21 protein-coding genes are annotated in these 20,880 nt (G+C 69.3%); 8 read left to right on the top strand and 13 right to left on the bottom strand.

The genetic code is table 11. From position 1 onward, the window contains the following. Positions 1-3: 3 nt before the first annotated feature. Positions 4-1,527, bottom strand: a complete 1,524-nt coding sequence (locus tag WDJ58_RS17125) for an aldehyde dehydrogenase family protein (RefSeq protein ID WP_338914508.1) — start codon at positions 1,525-1,527, stop codon at positions 4-6. A gap of 103 nt (positions 1,528-1,630) precedes the next feature. Here WDJ58_RS17125 and WDJ58_RS17120 point away from each other — a divergent pair, with 103 nt between their 5' ends. Next, entirely contained in the window at positions 1,631-2,395 is a 765-nt protein-coding gene (locus WDJ58_RS17120; protein ID WP_338914507.1) for a helix-turn-helix domain-containing protein, read from the top strand. A gap of 93 nt (positions 2,396-2,488) precedes the next feature. On the opposite strand, the gene WDJ58_RS17115 is transcribed toward WDJ58_RS17120, so the two are convergent. The 3 genes from WDJ58_RS17115 to WDJ58_RS17105 all read right to left on the bottom strand — a co-directional run bounded on the left by WDJ58_RS17115 (position 2,489) and on the right by WDJ58_RS17105 (position 4,013). Next, positions 2,489-3,322 carry a proline dehydrogenase family protein gene (locus WDJ58_RS17115; protein ID WP_338914506.1) on the bottom strand — a complete coding sequence of 278 codons (834 nt, stop codon included), beginning with the start codon at positions 3,320-3,322 and terminating at the stop codon, positions 2,489-2,491. Positions 3,323-3,419: 97 nt separating this feature from the next. After that, positions 3,420-3,698 carry a UPF0058 family protein gene (locus tag WDJ58_RS17110; RefSeq protein ID WP_338914505.1) on the bottom strand — a complete coding sequence of 93 codons (279 nt, stop codon included), beginning with the start codon at positions 3,696-3,698 and terminating at the stop codon, positions 3,420-3,422. 102 nt (positions 3,699-3,800) lie between these two features. Next, positions 3,801-4,013 (bottom strand): ribbon-helix-helix domain-containing protein, encoded by a 213-nt coding sequence (locus WDJ58_RS17105; protein ID WP_338914504.1) that lies wholly within the window; start codon positions 4,011-4,013, stop codon positions 3,801-3,803. A 201-nt stretch (positions 4,014-4,214) separates the two neighbouring features. Between WDJ58_RS17105 and WDJ58_RS17100 the strand changes: the two genes are divergently transcribed. After that, positions 4,215-4,826 (top strand): sulfite oxidase-like oxidoreductase, encoded by a 612-nt coding sequence (locus WDJ58_RS17100; RefSeq protein ID WP_338914503.1) that lies wholly within the window; start codon positions 4,215-4,217, stop codon positions 4,824-4,826. Positions 4,827-5,079: 253 nt separating this feature from the next. Here WDJ58_RS17100 and WDJ58_RS17095 read toward each other — a convergent pair whose 3' ends face one another. Continuing rightward, on the bottom strand, positions 5,080-5,259 hold the full coding sequence (locus tag WDJ58_RS17095) for a hypothetical protein (protein WP_338914502.1): 180 nt from the start codon (positions 5,257-5,259) through the stop codon (positions 5,080-5,082). Positions 5,260-5,430: 171 nt separating this feature from the next. Between WDJ58_RS17095 and WDJ58_RS17090 the strand changes: the two genes are divergently transcribed. Together WDJ58_RS17090 and menD are read left to right on the top strand one after the other, a co-directional pair. Further along, positions 5,431-6,795 carry an isochorismate synthase gene (locus WDJ58_RS17090; protein WP_338914501.1) on the top strand — a complete coding sequence of 455 codons (1,365 nt, stop codon included), beginning with the start codon at positions 5,431-5,433 and terminating at the stop codon, positions 6,793-6,795. Continuing rightward, a complete protein-coding gene (gene menD, locus WDJ58_RS17085; protein WP_338914500.1) occupies positions 6,792-8,618 on the top strand; it encodes a 2-succinyl-5-enolpyruvyl-6-hydroxy-3-cyclohexene-1-carboxylic-acid synthase in 1,827 nt (608 codons plus the stop codon). The genes WDJ58_RS17090 and menD overlap by 4 nt, the downstream gene beginning before the upstream one ends. Before the next feature lie 10 nt (positions 8,619-8,628). On the opposite strand, the gene WDJ58_RS17080 is transcribed toward menD, so the two are convergent. Beyond that, positions 8,629-9,528, bottom strand: coding sequence for a DnaJ domain-containing protein (locus WDJ58_RS17080; protein ID WP_338914499.1), 900 nt, complete (start codon positions 9,526-9,528; stop codon positions 8,629-8,631). Positions 9,529-9,752: 224 nt separating this feature from the next. Here WDJ58_RS17080 and WDJ58_RS17075 point away from each other — a divergent pair, with 224 nt between their 5' ends. Further along, the gene (locus WDJ58_RS17075; protein ID WP_338914498.1) at positions 9,753-10,670 is read left to right on the top strand and encodes a 1,4-dihydroxy-2-naphthoyl-CoA synthase; all 918 of its coding nucleotides are present in this window, start codon (positions 9,753-9,755) and stop codon (positions 10,668-10,670) included. Positions 10,671-10,843: 173 nt separating this feature from the next. Here WDJ58_RS17075 and WDJ58_RS17070 read toward each other — a convergent pair whose 3' ends face one another. From WDJ58_RS17070 to WDJ58_RS17050, 5 genes are all read right to left on the bottom strand, one after another. After that, entirely contained in the window at positions 10,844-11,455 is a 612-nt protein-coding gene (locus WDJ58_RS17070) for a hypothetical protein (RefSeq protein WP_338914497.1), read from the bottom strand. Positions 11,456-11,558: 103 nt separating this feature from the next. Then, positions 11,559-12,500, bottom strand: coding sequence for a winged helix-turn-helix domain-containing protein (locus WDJ58_RS17065; protein WP_338914496.1), 942 nt, complete (start codon positions 12,498-12,500; stop codon positions 11,559-11,561). 236 nt (positions 12,501-12,736) lie between these two features. Continuing rightward, entirely contained in the window at positions 12,737-13,588 is an 852-nt protein-coding gene (locus WDJ58_RS17060) for a hypothetical protein (RefSeq protein ID WP_338914495.1), read from the bottom strand. Between the two features lie 116 nt (positions 13,589-13,704). Beyond that, positions 13,705-14,928 (bottom strand): PQQ-binding-like beta-propeller repeat protein, encoded by a 1,224-nt coding sequence (locus tag WDJ58_RS17055; RefSeq protein ID WP_338914494.1) that lies wholly within the window; start codon positions 14,926-14,928, stop codon positions 13,705-13,707. A 90-nt stretch (positions 14,929-15,018) separates the two neighbouring features. Then, the gene (locus WDJ58_RS17050; RefSeq protein ID WP_338914493.1) at positions 15,019-15,342 is read right to left on the bottom strand and encodes a hypothetical protein; all 324 of its coding nucleotides are present in this window, start codon (positions 15,340-15,342) and stop codon (positions 15,019-15,021) included. A 135-nt stretch (positions 15,343-15,477) separates the two neighbouring features. Here WDJ58_RS17050 and WDJ58_RS17045 point away from each other — a divergent pair, with 135 nt between their 5' ends. Both WDJ58_RS17045 and WDJ58_RS17040 read left to right on the top strand, forming a co-directional pair. After that, positions 15,478-15,834, top strand: a complete 357-nt coding sequence (locus WDJ58_RS17045; protein ID WP_338914492.1) for an Hsp20/alpha crystallin family protein — start codon at positions 15,478-15,480, stop codon at positions 15,832-15,834. A 13-nt stretch (positions 15,835-15,847) separates the two neighbouring features. Beyond that, a complete protein-coding gene (locus tag WDJ58_RS17040; RefSeq protein ID WP_338914491.1) occupies positions 15,848-17,509 on the top strand; it encodes an ABC1 kinase family protein in 1,662 nt (553 codons plus the stop codon). 154 nt (positions 17,510-17,663) lie between these two features. Here WDJ58_RS17040 and WDJ58_RS17035 read toward each other — a convergent pair whose 3' ends face one another. Together WDJ58_RS17035 and WDJ58_RS17030 are read right to left on the bottom strand one after the other, a co-directional pair. Beyond that, entirely contained in the window at positions 17,664-18,779 is a 1,116-nt protein-coding gene (locus WDJ58_RS17035) for a sensor histidine kinase (protein ID WP_338914490.1), read from the bottom strand. 101 nt (positions 18,780-18,880) lie between these two features. Continuing rightward, on the bottom strand, positions 18,881-19,711 hold the full coding sequence (locus WDJ58_RS17030; RefSeq protein ID WP_338914489.1) for a PspA/IM30 family protein: 831 nt from the start codon (positions 19,709-19,711) through the stop codon (positions 18,881-18,883). Between the two features lie 100 nt (positions 19,712-19,811). On the opposite strand from WDJ58_RS17030, the gene WDJ58_RS17025 reads away from it, so the two are divergent. Next, positions 19,812-20,807, top strand: a complete 996-nt coding sequence (locus WDJ58_RS17025) for a hypothetical protein (protein WP_338914488.1) — start codon at positions 19,812-19,814, stop codon at positions 20,805-20,807. The last annotated feature ends 73 nt before the right edge of the window (positions 20,808-20,880 follow it).

The following is a 20,880-nucleotide window of genomic DNA, read 5'->3' as shown; positions in this document are numbered from 1 at the left end:
GCCTCAATCGTCCTGCGTCTTGATGTCCGCCGAGAGCCCCTGGGCCATCTGGATCTCCTTCGAGTTGTTGAGCGTCCACGCCGTCCGCTCGGTGACCGCCTCGATCACCTCGCGGGCGCTCGGGTAGCCGTTGCCGGACTTCTTCACGCCGCCGAACGGGAGCTGCACCTCCGCGCCGATACAGGGGAGGTTGCCGTACGCGAGGCCGACCTCGGCGTTGTCGCGGTAGTAGTTGATCTGCCGGTAGTCCTCGCTGATTATCGCCCCCGCGAGCCCGTAGTCGGTGTCGTTGTGGAGCTCGACGGCCTCCTCGACGTCGCCGTCGTACTCCAGCAGGGCGACGTGGGGACCGAACACCTCCTCGTGGGTACACCGGAGCGGCTCGTAGGGGTCGGCCTCGTAGACGAACGGGCCGACCCAGTGGCCGTCCTCGTGGCCGTCGGGGATCTCGTCGGCACCGAGCTCCGTCCGGTCGACGAGCACGTTCACCTCCTCCTGCTTCGCGAGGTCGTTGTAGCCCGTGACCTTCTCGACGTGGTCGGCCTCGATGAGCGGCCCCATGAACGTGTCCTCCTCGAGCGGGTCGCCCACGGAGACCGACTCGGCGACCTCGACGAACCGCTCCTTGAACTCCTCGTAGACGTCCGTGTGGACGATCAGCCGCTCGGAGGAGACGCAGCGCTGGCCGGTCGTCTTGAACGAGCTCATCACCGCCGAGTGGACGGCGATGTCCATGTCGGCGTTCTCGGTGATCACGATACCGTTCTTCCCGCCCATCTCGCAGGCCGCGAGCTTGCCCGGCTCGCCGCCGACCTTGCTCGCGATCTTCTGGCCGACCTCGGCGCTCCCCGTGAACAGCACGGTGTCGACGCGGTCGTCCTCGACGATGGCGTTGCCGGCGTCGCCGAACCCCTGGACCATGTTGAACACCCCGTCGGGGATGCCCGCGTCCTCGAACATCTCGGCGATGATCTGGCCGCACCACGGCGTCTGTTCGGCGGGCTTCCACACCACGGTGTTCCCCTCCACGAGCGAGACGGCCATGTGCCAGAACGGGATGGCGACCGGGAAGTTCCACGGGGTGATACAGCCCACGACGCCGCGGGGTTTCCGGCGCATGTAGGCGTCCTTCGCGGGGATCTCCGACGGAACCACGTCGCCGTGGGGGTGCCGTGCGTCGCCGGCGGCCCACTCGACCATGTGCCAGGCCTCGGTGACGTCGGCCTTCCCCTCGCTGATCTCCTTGCCGCACTCCTTCGTGACGACCTCGCCGAGCTCCTCGTGGCGGTCGCGGAGCTCGTGGTAGATATCCCAGAGGTACTCCGCGCGGTCGATGTACGAGAGGTCGCGCCACTCCGATTCGGCGGCCTCGGCGGCGGCGACCGCGCGATCGACGTCGGACTCGGTTCCTCGATGGAAGGTCCCGAGCGTCTCGCCGTTCGCGGGGTTCTCGGAGTCGAACGTCTCCGTTCCGTCGCCGTCGGTCCACTCGCCGTCGACGTAGTGCTGGTACGGATCGGATGCCATACCTGAGACTCACACGGACGGATGGTAATAAGCATCCCCGCCCATGGGAGGGTCCGGACGCGGAGGGGAACTGATACGTTCCCCCGGGGCCGATCCGACGGACATGAGCGACACCGGGGAGACGGCCCCGAGGAACCCGGCCGGGACGCGGCTGACCCTCGACCTGTGGCACCCGAACTGCTGGGCGATCGAGGCCACGGACGGGGCCGGGGGTGGGATACTCGCACACGCCGTCTACACGGCACCCGAAGCCGACGACGGGGGGGACGGAACGGGGACGAGGGCGGAGACGGTCAACGGGCTGTTCACCGCCTACGGCGAGTCCGCCGAGGCGGTCGACGCGCTCCTCGGGCGGATACGCGACTCGGACCTCGCGGGGGAGGTCCTCGAACTGCGCGAACGGTTCGACGCCGACCGCACACGGGCCCCCGGTGCCGTCACCCGCGAGTTCTTCCTCGAGTACGACCCCGGGGAGATGGCGTGTCCCACCCTCCTCGAACACGGCTTCGTCCACAGCGCGCCGATCCGCATCGAGGCCGGCCGTGAGACCTGGCAGGTCTGTTTCGCGGCCGAGCGGACCGCCCTCGACGACGCCCTCGACCGGGTCCGCGAGGACGCCGGCGCGGAGGTCTCCGTCGAGTCCGTCACTACCGCCGGGGTCGACCACTCGGAGTGGGACCGCCGACTGGGGACGCTCACGCCCGCCCAGCGCGAGGCGTTCGAGCACGCCCGCGAGGCGGGCTACTACCGCTGGCCGCGCGAGGCGTCGACCCGCGAACTCGCCGAGGGGCTCGGTATCTCGAAGACCACGCTGCTGGAACACCTCCGCAAGGCCGAGGCGAAGCTCCTCGGTCCCGACGACTCCTGATCCGGCCACCCGTACGGACGGTTGTAGTCTTTTACCGGTGACCGCAGACCCGGGACCCGGGCGATCACCGGTACATCGTTACAACCGTCCGTATCAGTCCAGAATCGCCCGCACGGCGAACAGCGCGTTCCGCCGCCGCTCGCGGATCCGACGGTAGAAGTACGAGAACCACTTGGTGCCGTACGGGACGTACTGGTAGACCGGATACTCCCGAGCGAGTTCGGTCTGTGCGTCCTCCCGGACGCCCATCAGCATCTGTATCTCGAACCCCGTGCCGTACGCGTCGTGGAGCTCTCTCGCGCGCTCGATCATCGACGGATCGTGGCTCCCGACCGCGATACCGCCCTCGAACGCGTCGAACACGAACTCCAGGTCCTCGCGGTAGGCACGGTCGACCCGGTCCTTGCCCTGGTAGGCGATCTCCCGCGGCGGGTCGTACGCGCCCTTCACGAGGCGTACCTTCCCCGGGAGGTCCGCGAGCCGTTCGAGGTCGCCCCTGGTGCGCTTCAGGTTCGACTGCACACAGACGCCCACGTTCCCGTCGGTCCCGTGGGCGTGGTGCTCGTAGGCGTCGAGCGTCGCGTCCGTCGTCGTGTGGTCCTCCATGTCGACCCAGACGAAGGTGCCGTGTTCGTCGGCGACGTCGACGACCGAGGCGAGGTTCTCGCGGAACAGTTCTTCGGAGACGGAGAGGCCGATCTGCGAGGGTTTGACCGAGACGCAGGCGTCGGCGTCGACCGCCGAGAGCCGCTCGACGACGTTCGCGTACACCGCGGTGTCGGCCGCGGCGTCCGCGGGATCCTCGTAGTGCTCGCCGAGGAGGTTGAGTATCGTCCCGATCCGCCGTCCCTCGAGCTCGCGAGCGTGCTCGATGGCCGCCGCCGCCGTCTCGCCCGCGACGAAGTCGTTCGCCACCGGTGGTATCATACCCGATCCTGGGGGCCCGGCCCACGTAAAACAGCCCCCGACCATACTCGATCCAACCGATCGTGTGTGAAAGGAACCTTGCGCTCGCAGAGCGCGCTCAGAGTTTGCGCTCTGCGTCCTCGGCGAGTTCGGCCATCCGCTTGCCGATCCGCCCCGCGTCGGAGAACTCGTCCTCGCTCATCACCGTCGCCAGCGCGTTACCGAGGACGAACACCGCGTGTTTGTGCTCGCTCTTGGACTTGTGGACGTCGTCGGGTGAGACGTCGAGCTCGTCGTAGGGGTCGAAGATCGAGCCGTCGACCTCGTCCATCCGGCGGAACGTCTCCATGATCGCGACCATGTGCTCGTGGAGTTCCAGGAGCTCTTCTTTGTGCATGTCCCCACGTAAGGGCCGTCGCTACTAAAACGGTTCTGCGACAGCCGCTCTCACCCGGGGCTGGATGGAGCCAGCGGCCACACACCCTTCGATCCGACCCGGTCAGAAGACGTACTCGTCGTCGTGGCCCATCATCCCGTCGTCCTCGTACTCGGGATCCTCGTCGTCCATCGGTCCGCTGGTCTTGTAGGCGCGGATGCCCGTCGAGAGCAGGTCCTCGATGGCCTCCTCCCGATTCACGAACTCGCCCTGCTCGACCATCTGGGCGATCTGCATCTCCAGGTGCTCCGGGACGGTTATCTCTACCTTGGGCATCGGTTCGCCCGAGGCTTCGGTAGTGGGGTATTTAATTCCTGTGGGCTGGATTCACGCCTCGCCAACACACGGAGTGAATATACACAATATTTCGACGAAATAGCGAAGAAATATTTTCGATTCGCCCACTCCTATCGCTTCCCGTATGGGTGGGCCGTGTTCGACCGTAACACGTAGGCCCCTGCTCCTCCTCGCGGGCGTATGGCCGAAGCCACCGACGGGGTACGGGACGTCACCGACCTCTACCGCGAGTTCGGCGACGACCGACTCCCCCCGGGACAGCGCGAGACGACCGCCTTCCCCGTCCTCGACAAGGGCGGGACCCCCTCGATGAACCCCGAGACGTGGTCGTTCGAGGCCTGGGGTGCGGTCGAGGACCCGCTCGACCGCTCGCTCGAATCCCTCCGCGACCTCCCCAGCGAAACCCAGCGCCAGGACTTCCACTGCGTCACGGGGTGGTCCCGGTTCGACAACGAGTTCACGGGAGTTACGTTCCCGACGTTGGCCGAACGCGTCGGCGTCACGGACGACGCCGCTCACGTCATGTTCCACGCCGCGGACGGCTACACGACCGATCTCCCCCTCTCGGCGTGTCTGCGCGAGGAGGTCATGTTCACGTGGGAACTCGACGGCGAACCCCTGCCCGCAGACCACGGTGGCCCCCTCAGGGTCGTCACCCCGCACCGCTACGCCTACAAGGGCGCGAAGTGGGTGACCGGCGTCGAGTTCCTGGCCGAGTCCGAACGGGGCTACTGGGAGCGGCGGGGCTACTCGGTGACGGCGAACCCGTGGGAGGAGGACAGGTACGCCTGACCATCTTTTTACTCGTCGGGTGCGCTCGCTCCGCTCGCTCACCGCTCCTCGCAAAAACATGGGTGAAAAAGGCCGCTCGCTCCCTCCGGTCGCTCGCGGTGCAGTAACTGATGGCCCATTCTCCGTTTGATCGAGCGCTGATACCGTTGCCTTTCGATCCCGACCCGCGCCGGCGTCACGGTCGCCGGCAACTGCTTTCGACGACCGGTCGTCAGCGAACGTCGGGGAAGCTGTCGCGGGCCCCGCTCGGCGTTCAGGACCGGACGTAACTGAACAGGAGGACGAGGTCCGCGACGATGGGAAAACTGACGACGGCCAGGAACGCCTCACCGCCGTAGTCCCTGCCGAACACGAGGCCGGCGAGGAGGCTCACGATCATCATCTGGAGGAGTAGGAGACTGTCGAGCCGACTTCGGAGGATACCGTCGACCATGTTCCCGGCAGTCCGCACCGGTCCAAGTGTCTTCGTGTTCGTCCCCGGGGGGTCTGGAACCGCTTCGCCGTTGGAAACCAGTCCACATCGCGGTCGATATCCTGGGACGGGTCGTCCCGGAACGCCGCCGGGATAGTTACCATAAAAACGCTGGAGTCCCAATTCGGGGTAATGGAACCGTTGCGTGGCGAGGAGGCCCCGCCCCGCGGGGAGGGTGGGGGGCCGGTCGTGAGCCGGAGCGTCGAGGTGCCGGCCCCGCCCGTCCGTGCGGTCGTCGGCCGTGCCGAGACCCCCCGGATCGTCTGGACGGCCCCGGACGAGCCGACCGTGGTGGGGAGCGGTGCCGCCACCGTCCTCACCGCCGTGGGCGGGGAGCGGTTCGCCGAGGTCCGCGCCGGCGCGGACGCGCTGTTCTCCACCGGGGACGTCCACGCCGGGGCGATCGCCGCCCGCCCGCGGCTGTTCGGCGGCCTCGCCTTCCACGACGACCACGCCGGCGCGCCGCCGTGGGAGGGGTTCCCCGGCGCGATGTTCCTCCTCCCGGAGGTGCAGGTGACCTACGCCGCCGGGGACCCGCCCGGGGCCGAGACGGCGTGGCTCACGGTGAACGCGGTCGGCCCCGACGCCTCCCCCTCGGCCGTCGAGGAGCGTCTCGAACGCGAGCGAGCGGCCCTCTCCGATCTCGACGCCCCCGGGACCGTGGCCGACCCACCGGGTGTGGCGAGCCGCGAGCGGACCACCTCTCGGTCGGACTGGTACGACAGCGTCACGGCCGCGACCGACCGCATCCGGAAGGGAGAGCTCCGGAAGGTCGTCCTCGCCCAGGCGCTCCGGACGACGCTCGACTCGACGCTCTCGGTACCCGACGTCCTCGCCCGCCTCGCCGGACGCTACCCGGACTGTTACCGCTTCCTCGTCCAGCCCACGGGTGGTGGCTCGTTCTTCGGCGCGACCCCCGAACGGCTCGTCTCGCTGCGCGGCCGGACCGTCGAGACGGGCGCGCTCGCCGGGACGACGGGCCGCGGGGACACCCCCGAGGAGGACGAGTGGCTGGCACGCGAGCTGTTCGACGACCCGAAGAACACCCACGAGCACGAACTGGTCGCCGACGCCATCCGCGACCAGCTCGAACCGTTCGCCTCGAGCGTGGCGACCGGGAACCGCCGTGTCCGTCGGCTGGCGACCGTCCAGCACCTCGAGACGCCCATCACCGCCGAGCTACGCGAGGACGAACACGTCCTGTCGCTGGTCGAGGCGCTCCACCCGACGCCCGCCGTCGGGGGGCTCCCGCCCGACCGCGCGCTGCGGACCATACGCGAGACCGAGCGGTTCGACCGCGGCTGGTACGCCGCGCCCGTCGGATGGTTCGACGCCGCCGGCTACGGCTCGTTCGCGGTCGCGCTCCGCTCGGCGGTCGCCCGCGATGACGTCGCCACCCTGTTCGCCGGCGTCGGTATCGTCGCCGACTCCGACCCCGACCGCGAGTGGGACGAGGTGGACCTGAAGTACCGGCCGATCCTCGACGAACTCGAATGAGCAGTCCGAAGGCGCCGAACCGGAGCACGCTCTGGGGCCGGACCATCGTCGACGAACTGGCGAAGGCCGGGGTCGATGCGGCGTGTGTCGCCCCCGGGTCGCGCTCGACGGCGCTGACCGTCGCCCTCGCCGAACACTCCGGAGTCGAGGTGTTCTCGCACCTCGACGAGCGCTCGGCGGCGTTCTTCGCGCTCGGCCGCGCGAAACGGACGGGCCGCCCGACGCCCCTCGTCTGTACGTCGGGAACCGCGGCGGCGAACTTCCACCCCGCCGTGATCGAGGCGGACCGGTCGCGGGTGCCCATGCTCCTGCTCACCGCCGACCGCCCGCGCGAGCTACAGGACTCGGGCGCGAACCAGACCGTCGACCAGGAGCAGCTCTACGGCGACGCCGTCCGCTCGTACCGGACGCTCCCCGAGCCCGAAGCGGAGGCCCGAAAGGTCCGCTCGCTCCGGACGACCGTCGCCCGGGCGATCCACAGCAGTACCGGGACCCCACCGGGGCCGGTCCACCTGAACGTCCCCTTCCGGAAGCCGCTCGAACCGACGCCGGTCGAGGGCGACGTTCCCGAGACATGGGCCGAGGACCACCCGCTCGCCGCCCACGGTCGCGACGGCCCGTTCGTAGCCGCGGCCCGGGGTCGGTCGGAACTCCCCCTCGGCGAGCGGGAGCGGCTGGGCGAGGTCCTCGAGGCCGCCGGCTCCGGCCTGATCGTCCCCGGCCCGGCGGATGCGCCGACCCCCGGGCGGGACGCCCTCCGCGGGCTCGCACGCGCGACGGGTTTTCCCGTCCTCGCGGACCCGCTCTCGGGGCTCCGATTCGGGCCACACGTCGGGACGGCGGGCGTCACGGTCTGTGGCGGCTACGACTCCTACCTCGACGGGTTCCGGTCCTACCCCGAGGTGGTGATCCGGTTCGGGGCCTCGCCCACCTCGAAACCCCTCCGGAACTACCTCCGCGACGCGGCGCTCGACGCGGGAGCCCGGCAGTTCGTCGTCGACCCCGCGGGGGGCTGGCGCGAGGCCGAGTTCGCCGCCTCGGATCTCCTCGTCGCGGCCGCGACACCCCTAGCGGCCGCGCTTGCCGAGTCCGTCGACCGTCCTCCGGGGTCCTTCCACGACCGGATCGCGTCGATGGAGCGGGGCTACTGGTCGCTGATCGGTGGCGCGCGCGCGGACGGCTCCCACGGACCGGGCGGCGACGAGTTCATCGAGGGGGACGTCCTCGCGGATGCCGTCGCGCTCGCGCCCGACCCCGCGACACTGTTCGTCTCGAACTCGATGCCGGTCCGGGACCTCGATCGGTTCGGCCGTCCCCGGGAGGCGGACCTCACGGTCCTGGGCAACCGCGGGGCCTCGGGTATCGACGGCATCACCTCGACAGCGCTGGGCGCCGGCAGTAGTACGGACGATCCGCTCGTGTGCGTCACCGGCGATCTCGCCTACTACCACGACTCGAACGGGCTGCTCGCCGTCGAGCGGTGTGGCGTCGACGCCACGATCGTCCTCGTGAACAACGACGGCGGCGGCATCTTCCACCTCCTCCCGATCGAGGGGTTCGACCCGCCGTTCACCGAGCAGTTCCGCACCCCTCACGGGCTCGACTTCGAGCCGACGGCCGACCTACACGGGCTGGAGTTCGCGCGCACGCGGGAGCGCGGGACCTTCCGTGACCTCTACCGCGAGTCGCTCGGGAGCGAGGGGACGCAGGTGATCGAGGTGGCGTTCGACTCGGAGTCGAGTCACCGCAGCCGCGAGGCCCGACACGATCGGGTCCGCGAGGCGCGCGAGGCGGGCGAGCTCACCGAGGACGGCGGGGCGTGACCTCGCGCGGTCAGACCGACACGCCGGCGAGGGTGGCGACACAGAGCACCAGCGAGACGCCGGTCAGGGTCAGCGCGTAGACCCCACCGAGCGAGAGTACCCCGATACCGCTGAGGGTCAGGACGACGGGGAGCGCGAGCAGCCAGGTCCCGAGGACGGCCACGCCGACGGCCGGTCGGACGATCAGGTAGCCCAGGACCGCGAGCGTACACAGCCCGACGAGGAGGTTCACGGGGAGGGGGAACAGCGGCGTCACCGAGCTCGCCAGCAGGACGGGGTAGGCCGCGAAGGTCGCCAGCGCGGTGGCCGCTCCCGCGGGGCCGAGCCGGGACTGCCAGGCGCTGACGAGCGTCCCGGCCAGCCCGAGCCACCGTGCCAGGCCGTAAGCGACCCGCCCGACAGGACCCACCTCGGCAGTCCGGGTCGCGGATCCGGCCGTCGAGCGGCCCCGACGGCCACGACTACCGGATCGCCCGCCTGCTCCGGGGGTGTCGTCCGTTCCCGTCGACGCGGTCCCTCCCCTGCTCTGCCCACCGGACCCGGTGGTTCCGTCTCCGGCGGTCGTCGACGCCGACTCGCCCCCGGCCGTCCGACGATCGGTCGGGTGAGCGCCGGGGGAAGCCGACGCGGTCGCGTCGGCTCCCGTTTCGGCCCCGTCGAACGCGAGGTACGCCTCGTGGCCCAGGCGGTCGTATCGCCGGCGCTCCGAGTCGTCGGTGAGCACCTCCCGGGCGCGCTTGACCCGCCTGAATCGGCGTCCGGCGTCCGGCGCGTCGCTCACGTCGGGGTGGGTGTCCTTCGCCCGCTCGCGGTAGGCCGCGCGGATCTCCGCCGCATTCGCACTCTCGCTGACACCGAGCGTCTCGTAGAACGTCGGCTCGCACTCCCCCTCCCCCGACGCCTCGACCATCGCCTCCGACTCGTCGGCGGCGCGTCTAAACCCTTCGCACGACTCGGATCGGCGAGCCCCGATCTCGAAACCGCGTCGATGCGAGGGAGTCCGGGAGATCGTGGTCGCTCCCCCCCATCCCTTCCGGAGTGCCGTCCGACGGGGATGTCCGGATCGGACGACCCCGCCGTGGAGCGACGGCGGCCACTATCAACCCTTTTGTGCGCGCCGGGCGTCCGCCAGCCATGGTTTCCGAGCTGTTCGACCCGGAGCGCTGGGAGACGGTCACGGAGTTCGACTTCCGCGACATCACCTACCACCGCGGGGTCGACGTCGACGCGGTGCGGATCGCCTTCGACCGACCGGAGGTCAGGAACGCCTTCCGGCCGGAGACGGTCGACGAGCTGTACGTCGCCCTCGACCACGCCAAGCGACAGACCGATATCGGCTGTGTGCTCCTGACGGGGAACGGCCCCTCACCGAAGGACGGCGGCTGGGCGTTCTGCTCGGGGGGCGACCAGCGCGTCCGGGGGGACGCCGGGTACGAGTACGAAGATGAAGGCGAACCCGAAGAGGCCGAGACGGAGGCCGAGCGCCGCGCCCGACAGGCTCCCCGGCTCCACATCCTGGAAGTCCAGCGGCTCATCCGTCACATCCCGAAGCCGGTGATCTGCGTCGCGCCGGGGTGGGCCGTCGGCGGCGGCCACTCGCTGCACGTCGTCTGCGACATGACGCTCGCTAGCGAGGAGCACGCGAAGTTCCTCCAGACCGATCCCGACGTCGCGTCGTTCGACGCCGGGTTCGGGAGCGCCTACCTCGCCAACCAGATCGGCCAGAAGAAGGCCCGCGAGGTGTTCTTCCTCGGGAAGACCTACTCGGCCGAGGAAGCAGTGGAGATGGGCATGGTCAACGAGGCGGTCCCCCACGAGGAGCTGGAGGAGGTCGCGCTGGAGTGGGCCGAGGCGGTCCTCTCGAAGTCGCCGATGGCCATCCGGATGCTCAAGTACGCCTTCAACCTCGATACGGACGGCATGGTCGGCCAGCAGGTGTTCGCCGGCGAGGCCACCAGGCTGGGATACATGACCGAGGAGGCCAGGGAAGGACGGGACGCGTTCGTCGAGGGTCGGGACCCCGAGTTCGACCGGTTCCCCTGGCACTACTGAGGCCGCTCCACCGCTCCTGTCGAAGGAGACCTCCTTCTCGGCGTTCGACTGGCGGTGGTTCCGTCCGGCAGGAACCGAGACGGGCAGTTCGGAAGTCCCGGTCGTCACCGACGAGAGATAGTCACTCGCTCGGCTCGGGACCCCAGGTGTCGGTGGACGCCCCTGCGACCGGGCTACTGGCAGTCCACCGGCGGGACCCACACGGTCGCCGGTTCGCCGTCGGGCACGCCGAGGAACGTCGCATAGGCCACGGCCCCTTCGGTCGTGCTGGGGTTCCTCGCCACGTGGATGTTGCCCTGCCCGGGATCGAGGAACGCCTCGCCCGCCGCGTAGGTGCGGACGACGCAGTCGCGTTCGTTGACGAGCTCGAGTTCGCCCTCCGCGACGCTGACGATGACCGGCCCCGGGTGGGTGTGCCAGCCGGACGTTCCCTCCGGATCCCAGGTCACCTTCGCGAAGACGACGCTCGATGCGTCGCGCGGCAGGTTCGAGACGACGGTCCCCGTTCCGCCGTCGTACTTCAGACGGAATTTCGCGGCGACGTCGTCGGGGAAGTTCGCGTGCCCCGCGAGGATCTCGACGCTGAACCCTTCCGCTCTGTCGACTGCGGACTCGACCGAGGGGGTATCACTGTGTCCGGAGTGTCTGGCGGCGACGGACCCGCTCGCGCCGAGTGCGATAGCCGCGACTGCACCGGCTTTCAACACCGTTCGTCGGAGTACGCCGTCGATCGGGTTGGGGTCCCCGGACCGGACGGTCGTATCGGTTCCGCTAAAGTTCTTCATCCGACCACTGGACGCCGATCTGGGGGATATATGTTAGCTGAATAAAACTTCCCCCGGGTTCGGACTGGATCCGTGTGTGTCCGAACGACGGCGGTATATGCGGTCACTCGACGGAGACGACGTCGAACGCCTCGTCGAGCGTTAGCACCCGTTCGTCGCCCTCGAACGCGACGGCGAGTCGGACCCGGAACGGGTCCTCGGAGACGACGTCGAGGACCGATGTATCGATGGTCCATGGCAGTTCCCAGCGCGGGCAGGTCCGGATGTCGACCCCGTGATTGCTGTAGAGCGCGACTACCGCGGGATGGTCGACGACGGCGTCACCGGGAGAGCGGGTCACCCAGGCGCTACAGTGGCTACAGACGTACCAGTCCCTGATCCCCCCGTCGCGTTCCACGTCCAGGATCCCCGACTGGACGGGCACGTCGGACGGCCCTCGAGAGAGGGTACGAACAGTCGTGCCGTTACAGACCGAACAGATGCCCGCGACCGTGAGGGCGATAGACGCCTTCATCGCTCTCTCGCCGACGAGTAGCGCCTCCTCGGGCGTACGTCCGGTCAGAACGTTCGGCGGGAACCAACCCCGAGTGTGGAGTCTGTCGCATCCGGAACACTCGACGACATACATCTCGTCCTCGTACCGTGCCTCGAGCGGTGCCTCGCAGACGTAACACCGCCCGGCCGTCTCGAACGCCTCGATCTCGGGGTGATCGGTGAGGTAGCCGGTCCGGAGCGTGCAGATCACTCGTGCCCCCGCCTGGTGGAGGCTGTACGTGTCGTCGACCTTCTCCACGAACCCGCCATCCACCAGTTTCCCGAGGTGGAAGTTGAACTGCGAGCCGTCCCGCATCCCGACCGTCCTCCTGAGCTCCGCGAACCTCATCGTCCCTGACTTCATCGGCCCCCAGAGCGCGTCGAGGATGGCGAGACGGGTCTCGTTCCCGATGGTCTTGAACGCCACGTCGGGTGCGACTGCACGCGATCGGCTCTCCGACCCGCCGCTGCCCTCGACGATACTCCGACTCTCCTCGTTCTGTGCTGTCATGGGATATCTACCGTCTAGCGGGAAGCATTCGCTGGTTCTATAGGTTCATGAATGTTAGTTAACTTTCCGGTGGGGTCTCGAACGGACCCTCGATCACTGTCGCCACTTTCGAGCCGGTAGACCTCTTCGGAGTTCGACCGATCCAACAGGGAAAAGCACTCACGGCCGCCCCCCGGTGATCCGACCTGGAAGCCCCTCGATCCCACTGTGGCGCTAGCCGAACGCCCTGGCGGACGTCAGGTGGACTGCCCCCGTCCCTCACTCGTCGGTCCACCTCGCCGTCCACCCATGGCACGGAGGTACGTCACGGCCAGCCCGCCGGCGAGTATCGGCGGCAGGAAGCTGAAGAACGCCGCGACCGGCGTCACCGTGACCGCGTCCCCTGCCATCAGGACGAGCGTCATCAGCGAGATGGGGATCGAGAGTATCGTTCCGAGGACGAGCACGACGCCGGCGAGAACGTAGCCCCAGGGACGACGCCGGACGAGCCACGCCGCGGACAGCAGGATCGCGGGGACGACCACGCCCAGGTCGAGGAAGTGCGAGAACATCGCCTGCGGTCCCGCCTCCCGGACGCCGAGCGGCACCGTCCCGTCAAGCAGCGCGGGGACGATCTCGGAGAGCCAGAGCGACGCGAGCCCGATCGCGATGACGACCAGGAGCGCGCCGTACACCCGGGGATTGATCCGCCCCTCGACGGACCGTCGGACGGCCCCGGGGTCGGTGGTCACGAGCCCGCCGACGAGCGTGAACAGCGAGAGCGTGAACAGCGCGACGTAGACGAGGAACAGCTCGTTGAACGTGACCTGAGCGCCGATGCTGGCCCACATGTAGGTCGTGTACGCGAGCGCGCCGAGCCAGACGACGCGGCCGCGGAGCGACCCCCGCCTCGCGTACCAGAGCCCGACCGCGAGGACGGGGAGGCCGATCGCGAGGATCGTGAGGTCCTGTACCCGGTACAGCTCCACGAGCGCCGGCGCGTCCCGGTAGTGGCCCTGACGGAACAGACCGAGCAACGCCGAGACGGCACCGAGGACGACGATGGCGACCGTCGCGAGGACGTGCCACCGGCGGGGTCGGTCGGACATCGTGTTCACCAGGTAGAGGGACGCTCCCGGGGGATATATTCTGAAGCGGTGGTTCTCCGGGGACGGGAACCGGTCGGGACGTGCGGTTCCGAGTCGGTCGGCCCCACTCGACCCACTCAGGGCTCGACGAGCCGGTAGAGGAGTCCCGGCTCCTCCCCGGTCGCCCGCTCGGCGTAGTAGAGCGCACCCTCGTCGACGAGCACCGCGCTCGTGGCGTGGCCGCGACCCTCGACCGACCAGGTCTCCTCGCCGGTCGCGGCGTCGAGCGCGTACATCCGGGCGTCGTACGCCCCCGCGAGGACGTGCTCGCGGGTGGCCGTCACCGAGCCGATGATCCACCCCCCGGCCTGGAACCGCCACCGCTCCTCGCCGGTCGCGGCGTCGAGCGCGTAGAGCCGGGCGTCGTGGCTCCCGACGTAGACGGTGTCGTGGGCGACGGCCGGCCCGGACATGACGTCCTCCTCGGCGGCGAACGACCACGCCTCGCTCCCGTCTTCGAGGTCGATCCCGTAGACGTTCCCGTCCCAGGAGCCGAACACGGCGAGGCCGTCGTGGGTCGCGACGGGGCCCTTGATCGCCCCGCCGGTCTCGAAGGTCCACGCCCGCTCTAGCCCGGGGAACGTCCAGGCGTAGCAGACCCCGTCGTTCGAGCCGACGACCAGCCGATCGGCCTCGCGGTGGATGGCGACCGTCGAGTGTGGGTGGTCCGTGGGTCGGCGGTCGATCCAGCGGACGTCCCCCGTCTCGGCGTCGAGCGCGGCGACGCTCCCGTCCGGGGGCGAGTACTCGACGGCGATGTAGCAGACGCCGTTGTAGTAGACCGGGCTGGAGCCGATAGCGTCGCCGATACCCGTCCGCCAGCGGCGCGCGCCCGTCTCGAGGTCGAAGGCGTACATGGCGCCGTCGTACGCGCCGACGTAGACCGTCCCGTTGGCGACCGCGGGCGTGCCGTGGATCCCCCGGGTCGTCCGCTCGACCGACGAACTCCACTCGACCTCCCCCCCCGGAGTCACCCGTCTGACGTCCCCGGTGTCGCCGGCGATCACGATGTCGCCGTCACCGTCCCCCACCGCGACCGGCGTGGACTTCGCGGCGGTGTGTTCGCCGCGATTGACGGGTAGCGTCCAGTCGACCGTCACGCGCTCGGGGACGGCCGCGTCGACGTAGCCCCGGTTACGGAGCCCCATTCTGAACTGGGTAGTAGCCGAGCGGTCGAGGGGCGTCCCGGCGAGCGGGTCGAACTCCCCGTCCCCGTCCGCGGACGTCACGCACCCGGCGAGGACGGTCGCCGCCCCGATTCCCGCCCCGACCGTCCGGAGGTACCGCCGTCGTGTCTGCATGGCGTGTGTCGCTACCCCGTGGTCGGTGTTCAAAAGCCCATCGCGACCGGCTCCCGGTGCCCGACCGTCCCCGGCCATCCCCCGACCGGTTCAGCCGGACTCGAGCAGTATCGACCCCTCGCGGAGGGTGAACCCGACCGTCGTCGACTCTCTAGGGTGGTACGTGCTGACCCCCCCGTGGCCGTCGTCGCTGTAGCAGCCCACCGTGAGGTGGCCGTCGGACGCCGGCAAACCGACGCGGGCGGCGCTCCCGGCGGCGAGGCGGACCCGCTCGACGCTCGTCCGATCGTCGGGGTGGCGGACCACGACCGCCACCGAGCGATCCGCGGGCCCCTCGTTGGAGAGATCGACCCACCCACTGTCGGCTTCCGTTGGCAGTGATCGGTCGGTTGAACTGCCCTGTGAACGCGTCACGGCTCCGCCGAGACGCTCCCGGAACGAGACCGTTCGGGTCGGATCGGGACGTGAGCGGCGATCGGTGACCGTGCTCGGCGTGTGCGTTCGGCCTCTTTCGGGGGCTTTTTCGCCCCCGGCCCCCTCCTCCGGAGTATGAGTGCGCTGCGTGACGCCCTGCGTGACCTGCCGGATGCCGTCTTCGCGGACCTGCTCGAGTCCGAGGAGGCGTACCTCCTGGTAGTCGATCTGCCGGGGACGACCGCCGAGACCGTCGACGTCTCCGTCGAACACGGGCGGCTCCGGATCGAGGCGCGGCGCGAGAAGGCGCTCCCGCCGGAGTTCCGCTACCTGGAGGAGAGCCGGTCGCTGTTCCTCGACGCCGAACTCCCGCTCCCGCCCGACGCCGACGGGACCGACGCCGAGGCCTCGATCGAGCGGGGGGTACTCGAACTCCGCCTGCCCAAGACGACACACGGGGACACGACGTCGATCGAGGTAACGGACGCGTAGAGGGGACCCCCGAGTGGTAAACCTCAGAGCCTACCGGCGGTTCTTCGTCGTCGCCTACCAGTTCCTCCCGCTGCTGCTCGCCTACGCCCGCGACCGCCGCCGGTTCCTCCTGTTCGGCGGTCGCCGTCGGGTCGACTCCGAGACCCGCCGCCGGCGCGCCCGGGCGCTGCTCGACTCGATGCTCACGCTCGGGCCGACGTTCATCAAGCTCGGCCAGCTCCTCTCGACCCGACCGGACGTCCTCCCCCCCGAGTACGTCGAGGAGTTCGAGAGCCTCCAGGACAACGTCCCGCCGGCACCCTGGGAGGGGGCAAAGCGCGTCCTCGAGGAGGACCTCGGCCCGATCGACGAGCGGTTCGCGGCGTTCGACACCGAGGCCATCAGCGGTGCCTCGCTCGGACAGGTCTACCTGGCGACCGTGGACGGGCGGGAGGTGGCGGTGAAGGTACGTCGCCCCGGCGTCGAGGATCTCGTCGAGGCGGACCTCAAGGTCATCCGGTTCTCGCTCCCCTTGCTCATGCGGTTCGTCGACGACGCCCGGTCGTTCTCGCTCGAGACGCTCGCCGACGAGTTCGACAAGACGATCCGCGAGGAGATGGACTACGAGCGCGAGCGCCGGATGCTCGAGGATATAAAGGCGAACTTCGCCGACGAACCACAGATCCGTATCCCCGGCGTCCTCGAATCACACTCCACCGGGCGGGTACTCACCATGGAGTACGTCCCGGGGACGAAGATCTCCCGGATAGCCGACCTCGACTCGCTCGGCGTCGACCGGACCGCCCTCGCCCGGCGGCTCCAGGAGGCGTACCTCCAGATGCTCATCGTCGACGGCACCTTCCACGCCGACCCCCACCCCGGCAACCTCGCGGTGCAGGACGACGGAACGCTCGTCTTCTACGACTTCGGGATGTCCGGCCGGGTCGACGAGTTCGTCCAGGGGAAGATCGTCCAGTTCTACGGGGCCGTCGCCCGCCAGGACATCGACGACATCCTCGACACGCTCATCGAACTCGGAACGCTGAGCCCCGACGCCGACCGCCAGTTGATGAGCGACATCATGGAGCTGGCCATCCAGGACGCCCGCGGCGAGGACATCGAGCAGTACCGCGTCAACCAGATCGTCTCGCAGGTCGAGGACACCCTCTACGACTTCCCCCTCCGGCTGCCGGCGAACCTCGCACTCGTCCTCCGGGTCGCCACCGTCGTCGAGGGGGTCTGTGTCACGCTCGACCCGGAGTTCGACTTCGTCGACGTGGCCACCGACTACCTCCGCGAGCACGGCTTCATCGAGCAGGGCGTCCGCGACTACGTCGAGGAACGCGCCGAGCAGGTCCAGGAGTCGACGCGATCCGCGATCAGGACCCCCCCGAAACTGGAGGAGGCGCTTGATCGGGTCAACCGGGAGTCGCTGGCGGTCGACGCGAAGATCGTCGACGAGGAACGGGTGTTCGATCGGCTCGCCCGCCGGCTCGTCCTCGGGCTCCTGCTCATGGGGACGCTCCTCTCGACGGCCATCCTCTGGGCGTTCTCGGACCCGATCGCGGCGGCCGTCTCGGCCGGCGGCTCGGTCGTCGCCCTCGGGCTGCTCTACCGATCGTTCCGCCGCCGTCGTGGCATCCGCGCGACCCCGCAGTTCACCCGGCAGAACCTCAGGCAGCGACGGGAGGAGTAGCGAGGTTCGACCGAAGGGAGAACCTCGGAAACCGAGCGGTGAGCGCAGTGAACCGCGAGGAGTGAGGTCACAGTGAGCCGTGAGTAGGGAGGCGTAGCGAGATCCGCTAGCTGCGGGTCCGACGGTCTCGACGGGTTCGGGTGGGTTTATCGGGTCAGTTCGGTCGGACCGAGAACTCGAACCGGGCTCCCCCGTCGTCACTCTCGGTGAGGTCGACCGACCAGTCGTGTGCCTCGGCGAGGGTCCGGACGATGGCGAGCCCGAACCCGGTGCCGTCTTCCGAGGTCGTATACCCGGACTCGAACACCTGCTCCCGATCGGTCTCGGGGATGCCTCGGCCGTCGTCCTCGACGTAGAAGCCCTCGCCGTCCTCCAGCGCCCCGATACGGACGGTGATTCCGGCGTCCTCGCCGGCCGGGCCGTCCTCGCCCTGTCGGACCACCTCGTCGATGTCGCCCGTCTCGACGTCGGTCGAGCCGTGTTCGACGGCGTTCCGAAACAGGTTCTCGAGGAGTTCGCGCAGCCGCGAGGGATCGGCCTCGACGGTCGGCGAGGACTCGACCTCGAGCCGCCCGACCTGGCCGAGTCCCTCCCACGCCCGCTCGGCCGCGTCCCCCAGGTCGACGGCGGTCGTCTCGCCGACGGCCTGTCCCTCGCGGGCCAGCGCGAGCAGGTCGTCGACGAGCGCGCCCATCCGCTCGACGGCGTCGGCCGCCCGCTCCAGCTCGGTGCTGTCGCCGTCCTCGCGGGCGAGCGAGATGTAGCCCTGCGCGACCGACAGCGGCCCCCGGAGGTCGTGACTGACGACGCTCGCGAACTCCTCGAGCCGCTCGTTCTGTCGCTCGAGCTCGCGGCGCGCCCGCCTGTCGGCGATGTTCCGGCCGGTGACGACGATCCCGATCGCGTCGCCGTCGGCGTTCGGGAGCCGTGCCCCCACGAACTCGTAGGCGAGCCGCTCGCCGTCGGCCGTCACCACGTCGACCTCGATGGGGGCCGGCTCCCCCTCGTCTGCGGCCGTCCGGAACCGCTCCAGTAGCCCCTCCGGGTCCTCCGCGATCATCGACAGCGGGTCACCCTCGGCCAGTTCGGCGCTGTCGTAGCCCGTCACCGAGACCGTCTGGTCGTTCCACCAGACGGCGTGCCCCTCCGGGTCGAAGACGATGACGATCTCCGGGACCGCGTCGAGCACCTGTTCACCGATCGGCCTGCTCGGGAGCGATTCGGACAGCCTCCGGTCGTCGGGCTCCGACGTATCAGTGTTCTCCCCCATGTGTGCTCACCGACGGTCGTCCGGTACGTCTTCCTCGTACCGCCCCAAATACGTGTCGACGGGCGGCCCCTCGAGTGATCGGCTCGGGTCGGTCGCTCGGATCAGGAGTCCTCCTCTCGGAGCTCCTCGAGTTCGGCCTCGACCTCGGGGTCCTCGGAGCCGTCCTCCCCCGCCGACCCCGAGCCGTTCGTCTCCGCCTCCGGTTCCGTCTCCGCCTCGGTCTCGGCTTCGGGCTCCTTGCCCATCTCGGCTCTGAGCGTGTCGAGCTCCGCCTCGATCTCCGTGTCGGCCCGCGAGGACCGTAGCTGCTTGTCGATCTCGTCCTCGTCGGAGAGGGCGTCGTCGAACGCCCCCGTGTCCGCGAGTTCGTCCATCGCCTCCGAACGGGCCTCCATCTCCTCGGTCCGCTCTCGGGCCCGCTCGATGGCTCGCGAGGTGTCCTCCATCTCGTCGCCGACACCCGAGAGCGCTTCCGAGACCCGGCTCGACGCCTCGGCGGCCTCGTAGCGGGCCTTCATCGTCTCTTTCTCCGTACGGAAGCGCTCGATGCGCCCCTGGAGCTGGTCCTTCTTCGAGACGAGGTCGTCCTGCGTGTTCTGGAGGTTCGCTATCTGCCCCTCCAGCTCCTCGATCTGCTGCATCTTCTGTTTCTTCTTCTCGAGGGCCTGCCGGGCGAGGTCCTCGCGGTCCTGGCGCACCGCCTCGCGGGCCTGCTCGTTGTGCTTCTCGACGTTCTCCTCCAGCCGGCGCTTCTGTATCTCCAGGCGCTTCTTCTGGGTCGTCAGGTCGGCGATGCCCTGTTTGACGTCCTGGAGCTCGTCGCGCATCTTCTCGTAGCTGTAATCGAGCGTCTCGGAGGGATCCTCCGCGGAGCCGATGATGGCGTTCAGCTTCGATCGGATCACGTACGATGCACGAGAGAGGATTCCCATGGGCCACGTAGGGGTGCCGGGTGTATAAAATCCCACTCCACGCTCGCGCCCGGTCCGTCCGACTCGGGGGGGTTATCACCCCCGGACCCGACCCACCGCTATGCCCGAGGAGCCAGCTGACACGATGCGCGAGCGCTCGCGACGGAGCACGGCCTGGGCGTACGTCCTGTTCGACGCCGACCGGAAGGTCGTCGCGGGCGGACTCCTGCTCGGCGTCTTCTTCGGTCTCGTCGGTTTCGCGGTGCTGTTTCCCAACCCGACCGCGGCGATCCGATCCGGGGACGCCGTCGAGACCGCCTTCCAGCCGTTCATCGGCACGACGATCACCGGGGTCACGCTCGTCCTGACGCTCAACCAGCTCGTCCTCTCACAGGAGCTCGGGGCCGCCGGCGACCAGCGCGAGCGGATGGAGGGCGCGCTCGAGTTCCGCGACGACACCGCGGACGCCCTCGGTGACCCGGTCAGCCCGGCCGAGCCCTCCGCGTTCCTCCTCGCGCTCGTGGAACTCGCCGCCGAGCGCGCCCGGGCCGTCCGTGAGGTCGTCGACGAGCCGGACGACGAACTCGAGACGCTGCTCGACAGCACCGAGGAGAACGCGGATCAGATCACCGACGAACTCGACGACGCGACGTTCGGCCAGTTCGACGTCGTCTCGGCCGCGCTCGACTTCAACTACTCCTGGAAGCTCTACGCCGCCCGGCGGGCCCTGGCGAAACTCGACGACGACGACCCCGTCGCCGACCCGCTCGGGGACCTCGCCGAGGCGCTGCGGCTGTTCGGGCCGGCCCGGGAGCACTTCAAGACGCTCTACTTCCAGTCCGAACTCACCTCCCTCTCGCGATCGGTGCTGGCCGCGGCCCTCCCGTCGCTCGTCGTCACGGTGGCCGCACTGACGTTCGTCGACATCGCACAGTACTCGGGGAACGTCCTCGGGGTTCCGATCACCGCCATCGCCGTGAGCGCCGTCGTCGCCGTCGCCGTCGCGCCGTTCGTCATCCTCCTCGCCTACGTCCTCCGGATCGCCACGGTGACCGGCCGGACGCTCTCCATCGGCCCGTTCATCCTCCGACAGACCGACCGCTCGACCGACGAGTAGTCCCGCCGCTCCCCGGGGACGTGTGTTCCAGATCCCCCGTGTGTGGGTCGGTAGACGATCGATGGACGTGACG

The organism is Salinirubellus litoreus (assembly GCF_037335815.1).
GTDB lineage: Archaea > Halobacteriota > Halobacteria > Halobacteriales > Haloarculaceae > Salinirubellus > Salinirubellus litoreus.
The sequence above is the reverse complement of the archived record's forward strand: the minus strand, read 5'-3'. Positions and strand labels throughout refer to the sequence as shown.

What these genes read in the sequence shown, in the direction of transcription:
- WDJ58_RS17125 (WP_338914508.1), bottom strand. Translation starts at nt 1,527, where the DNA reads ATGGCATCCGATCCGTACCAGCACTACGTCGACGGCGAGTGGACCGAC.
- WDJ58_RS17120 (WP_338914507.1), top strand. Translation starts at nt 1,631, where the DNA reads ATGAGCGACACCGGGGAGACGGCCCCGAGGAACCCGGCCGGGACGCGG.
- WDJ58_RS17115 (WP_338914506.1), bottom strand. Translation starts at nt 3,322, where the DNA reads ATGATACCACCGGTGGCGAACGACTTCGTCGCGGGCGAGACGGCGGCG.
- WDJ58_RS17110 (WP_338914505.1), bottom strand. Translation starts at nt 3,698, where the DNA reads ATGCACAAAGAAGAGCTCCTGGAACTCCACGAGCACATGGTCGCGATC.
- WDJ58_RS17105 (WP_338914504.1), bottom strand. Translation starts at nt 4,013, where the DNA reads ATGCCCAAGGTAGAGATAACCGTCCCGGAGCACCTGGAGATGCAGATC.
- WDJ58_RS17100 (WP_338914503.1), top strand. Translation starts at nt 4,215, where the DNA reads ATGGCCGAAGCCACCGACGGGGTACGGGACGTCACCGACCTCTACCGC.
- WDJ58_RS17095 (WP_338914502.1), bottom strand. Translation starts at nt 5,259, where the DNA reads ATGGTCGACGGTATCCTCCGAAGTCGGCTCGACAGTCTCCTACTCCTC.
- WDJ58_RS17090 (WP_338914501.1), top strand. Translation starts at nt 5,431, where the DNA reads ATGGAACCGTTGCGTGGCGAGGAGGCCCCGCCCCGCGGGGAGGGTGGG.
- menD (WP_338914500.1), top strand. Translation starts at nt 6,792, where the DNA reads ATGAGCAGTCCGAAGGCGCCGAACCGGAGCACGCTCTGGGGCCGGACC.
- WDJ58_RS17080 (WP_338914499.1), bottom strand. Translation starts at nt 9,528, where the DNA reads ATGGTCGAGGCGTCGGGGGAGGGGGAGTGCGAGCCGACGTTCTACGAG.
- WDJ58_RS17075 (WP_338914498.1), top strand. Translation starts at nt 9,753, where the DNA reads ATGGTTTCCGAGCTGTTCGACCCGGAGCGCTGGGAGACGGTCACGGAG.
- WDJ58_RS17070 (WP_338914497.1), bottom strand. Translation starts at nt 11,455, where the DNA reads ATGAAGAACTTTAGCGGAACCGATACGACCGTCCGGTCCGGGGACCCC.
- WDJ58_RS17065 (WP_338914496.1), bottom strand. Translation starts at nt 12,500, where the DNA reads ATGACAGCACAGAACGAGGAGAGTCGGAGTATCGTCGAGGGCAGCGGC.
- WDJ58_RS17060 (WP_338914495.1), bottom strand. Translation starts at nt 13,588, where the DNA reads ATGTCCGACCGACCCCGCCGGTGGCACGTCCTCGCGACGGTCGCCATC.
- WDJ58_RS17055 (WP_338914494.1), bottom strand. Translation starts at nt 14,928, where the DNA reads ATGCAGACACGACGGCGGTACCTCCGGACGGTCGGGGCGGGAATCGGG.
- WDJ58_RS17045 (WP_338914492.1), top strand. Translation starts at nt 15,478, where the DNA reads ATGAGTGCGCTGCGTGACGCCCTGCGTGACCTGCCGGATGCCGTCTTC.
- WDJ58_RS17035 (WP_338914490.1), bottom strand. Translation starts at nt 18,779, where the DNA reads ATGGGGGAGAACACTGATACGTCGGAGCCCGACGACCGGAGGCTGTCC.
- WDJ58_RS17030 (WP_338914489.1), bottom strand. Translation starts at nt 19,711, where the DNA reads ATGGGAATCCTCTCTCGTGCATCGTACGTGATCCGATCGAAGCTGAAC.
- WDJ58_RS17025 (WP_338914488.1), top strand. Translation starts at nt 19,812, where the DNA reads ATGCCCGAGGAGCCAGCTGACACGATGCGCGAGCGCTCGCGACGGAGC.